Below are 1,483 nucleotides of genomic sequence, written 5' to 3'. Positions count from 1 at the left end.
AACCAACGTTGGTTAACATAGTACATACCTGAGCGTTCTGCTTCTTCTTTGATAGCTTCTTGTGCTTGTTTTTTCGTACCAACGAAAAGAACTTTACCACCGTCTGCTCCAACTTGGCGCATGAAGTCATATGCTTCTTCTAACTTCTTAACCGTTTTTTGTAGATCGATGATGTAGATTCCGTTAYGTTCCACAAAAATGTATTTCTTCATTTTCGGGTTCCAACGGCGAGTTTGGTGACCAAAGTGTACACCAGCTTCAAGTAATTGTTTCATAGAAATTACTGACATGTTTTGTTTCCTCCTGATATGGTTTTTTTCCTCCGCATTCTTCAACTAGAGCTCAAGACCTTAACTTTGTTAAGGACCACTTGTCACTATCCAAATGCGTGTGTGATAACACCATTTGATAATATACCATATCTAGACTAACCTCGCAAGTGTTTCTAACAAAAATCTACAAACAATAATAGTTCGGCTTACTAATCGCAGTTTTTTTGAATACAGTTAGAGTCTGACGCAGGCTCGATTTTATCGTTTTCCAACTAAGGTCGCTATTTTCCCAACTAAACCTTCATATTTTCCATCTAAGCCTTCAATTATTCCAACTAGACTTCTACTCACCTTTAAAGCTACAAAAAACGACAACAAAGGCTGAGCCTTTGTTGTCGTTTGGTTTTACTTATTTTAATTTTAATTGAGCTAATTCGTTCAAGAATTTATCGTTCAATACTTTGATGTATGTTCCTTTCATTCCTAAAGAACGAGATTCGATAACACCAGCACTTTCCAATTTACGTAAAGCATTAACGATTACAGAACGAGTAATACCGACGCGGTCAGCAATTTTTGATGCTACAAGCAAACCTTCATTTCCGTCAAGTTCTTCGAAAATATGTTCAATAGCTTCTAATTCACTATATGACAAAGAGTTAATCGCCATTTGAACAACCGCTTTGCTGCGAGCTTCTACTTCAATTTGTTCTGATTTTTCACGTAGGATTTCCATCCCAACAACAGTTGCACCGTATTCACCAAGAATTAAATCATCATCATGGAATTCAGCTTTCAAACGTCCAAGAATTAATGTTCCAAGACGTTCCCCACCACCGATGATTGGAACGATTGTAGTTAAACCTTCTTTGAATAACTCACGATTCTCAACAGGGAATACTGTATGTTCGCTGTACACATCCAAGTTAGAAGATGTTTCATTTACGTTAAAAAGGTTTTTCGTATATTCTTCAGGGAATTGACGCTCTTCCATCATTTTGATCATGCGCTCGTTCTCAATTTGTTGATTGATGTCGAATCCTAGGAGCTTTCCTTTACGGCTAACGATAAACACGTTACATTCGATTACATTGCTAAGAGTTGTTGCCATTTCTTTAAAGTTTACTGGCTTACCAGCAGACGCTTGAAGCATCGAGTTAATTTTTCTTGTTTTTCCTAATAAATTCATTAATGTGGCCTCCTATATTGGG

2 protein-coding genes are annotated in these 1,483 nt (G+C 37.1%); both read right to left on the bottom strand.

What is annotated here, in order from left to right; genetic code table 11:
- Positions 1-290 (bottom strand): 30S ribosomal protein S2 (gene rpsB, locus AC1DSB_RS19185; protein WP_477587409.1); only part of this gene is annotated, 290 nt, incomplete at its 3' end.
- A 391-nt stretch (positions 291-681) separates the two neighbouring features.
- The gene (gene codY / locus AC1DSB_RS19180) at positions 682-1,461 is read right to left on the bottom strand and encodes a GTP-sensing pleiotropic transcriptional regulator CodY (RefSeq protein WP_016427613.1); all 780 of its coding nucleotides are present in this window, start codon (positions 1,459-1,461) and stop codon (positions 682-684) included.
- Positions 1,462-1,483: the final 22 nt, after the last annotated feature.

It is taken from the genome of Paenisporosarcina sp. P4_E4_2, from assembly GCF_056401595.1.
Note: the sequence above shows the minus strand (reverse complement) of the source record. Positions and strands in the feature narration are given on the sequence as shown.

Excerpts from the sequence above, each read along its gene's own strand:
- codY (WP_016427613.1), bottom strand. The coding sequence starts at position 1,461 with ATGAATTTATTAGGAAAAACAAGAAAAATTAACTCGATGCTTCAAGCG.